The organism is Micrococcus sp. HSID17227, from assembly GCF_003989405.1.
In the GTDB taxonomy this organism is placed as follows: Bacteria; Actinomycetota; Actinomycetes; order Actinomycetales; family Micrococcaceae; genus Micrococcus; species Micrococcus luteus.
Genome location: NZ_RBLN01000350.1, coordinates 1 through 1,948 on the forward strand (window position 1 = coordinate 1; position 1,948 = coordinate 1,948).

Below are 1,948 nucleotides of genomic sequence, written 5' to 3' on the forward strand. Positions count from 1 at the left end.
TCATCGTGATGATGTCCTTTCGAGGGTGCTGTGAGAGGTGAACTCGAAAGATCTCACGGTGGCCGCGCCCTCGTCCGCAACGACGAACTCGGCCACCGAGCGTTACACCATCATGCGGGGCTCAACTTGGGGAAAGGGCCCGGTGGGAGCATGCAGCAGCGACCGATCCGGGCAGAGACGTGGAGACTCCGTTTCGGAGCCAGCATGGTGGGGGATGGGCCTGGCACCGCGGATCTGGCCCTCGACGAAGCCTGCGGGCCGGGGGAGGATGGGCCGATGAAGGCGAGCGTGCAGGACCTGCTGGCCGGCCCGCGTGGGCGGCGTCTGTGTCTGGAGGCGACGAGGATGCTCAGCCTCCGGGTTGCCGAGCTGGTGTTCTGGCTGGGCTATGAGCTGGATCCGGGCCGGGGCACCTCCCTGGTCGTGTGGTCCCCGGGCGGCGGTGCCCTGGAGGCGGGCGCGCGTCCTGCCGTGTCCATCGAGCAGGCGGCGCAAGCGATGGCCGACCTCGACCTCTCGGGCCTGACGGATGAGGTGGTCCAGGCGGCCCTGGTCGGTACGGTCATGTCGGCCCGGTACTGGCAGGAGCCCGACGGCGAGGATGTGCTCGCCGGGCATCCGGCCGTACAGGCCGCCCTGGAACCGGTGGCCGAGGGCGTGCTGGGCTCGGCAGTGGCCCGGCACTGGGGGAGTCCGCGCGCAGCGGCGCAGTGGGTGATCGACTGGCGGGCGTTCGAGGATCCGGCCCCGGTGTCCCGGGATGCTCAAGGGGTCCTGGCGGCCTGGGCTCGGGAAGAACGGCGGCAGGAAGTCCGGGCTGCCACTGAGCATCCTGCTGATCCGACGGCGAACTTCTCCGGGACCTGGTGGTCCATCCCGCAGGGGGCCGTCGTCAGCGTCGGGCAGATCCCGGCTGGGTTGGACCTCGTCGAGGACGACATCGGCGCGGAGGCGGCCACGGTGATCCCGGTGCGGGGAGCGGGTCGGACGTATGAGGTCCGTGGCCCACGTGACTGGGTCCGGCTGTGTCGGCGGTTCCCGCTGGAGGTCAGTGCCTCGCGTCGGCACGACTGGTACCGGGTGACCGGCCGGTCCGGGCGGTGGGTCATCCCGGATTGGGAGCAGGTCGCTTCCGAGTGGGACGCGGTGCACCTGACCACCTTGGGCTATCTCGGCGCGGCCACGCGCGCTCTGCCCGTGGACGCGGATATGGCCACGGTGCTCGCCGGGTGGAACCCGGACACCACCGTGTGGCTCACCGACACGGTCCGTGAGTCGGAGGAGCCCCGCCAATGTTGGCAGCGCGTATCCGGCGACGACGGATGGGCCCGTTGCTTGCCCGTCCGTGATGTCGGCTCGGAGGGCCCCGCGCGGGGACGCGGGGCCAGCCCGCCGGTGGAGGGGTGAGCAAGCGCGGGCCTTCTGCGTCGGGCCAGATGCCTTCCACGGAGGCTGTGCTCAGCATCCTTCGGCGTCTGGAGCGGCGTCACTTCAGCCGTGATGTCTATGCGCGGTTGCTTGACGCCGACGTGACCGGGGAGGTGCTCACGGTGGTGGCCTGGCAGGGGGGTCCTTCCCCGGCGGACCCGGAGCGGGTGATCGCTCACCGCACGGACCTGCGCCAGCGTCTGACCGAATGCCGTGGCGATCTCGAGGCGGTGCTGATGGATGCGTTGCAGTTCGGTGTGTACGAACCAAGCTCGCCGGGCAGGCCGCCGTCGGGGGATGAGCCTGCCCGGCTGCTGGAGAAGTATCCCGAGGCCACCTGGTACGAGTGAGGAAGCTGGAGCGACGCGCGGCAACATCTGGTCAGCGTCCAGTCGGGTATACCCACTAGGCGCATGTGTCAGAGCCAGTTGGGTGCTGCTGGACAGAGGTGCCAGGGTGCGATCTTGCTTGACAGGGTTGCCCATCATCGCGCTCGACGGATTCGTCGATCCGGCCTTCT

Annotated in this window: 2 protein-coding genes; both read left to right on the forward strand. The window is 69.7% G+C overall.

What is annotated here, in order from left to right; translation table 11 throughout:
- Nucleotides 1–276: 276 nt before the first annotated feature.
- Nucleotides 277–1,407 (forward strand): hypothetical protein, encoded by a 1,131-nt coding sequence (locus tag D8M29_RS11670; protein WP_186319908.1) that lies wholly within the window; start codon nucleotides 277–279, stop codon nucleotides 1,405–1,407.
- A 47-nt stretch (nucleotides 1,408–1,454) separates the two neighbouring features.
- Entirely contained in the window at nucleotides 1,455–1,778 is a 324-nt protein-coding gene (locus tag D8M29_RS11675; RefSeq protein ID WP_127435598.1) for a hypothetical protein, read from the forward strand.
- The last annotated feature ends 170 nt before the right edge of the window (nucleotides 1,779–1,948 follow it).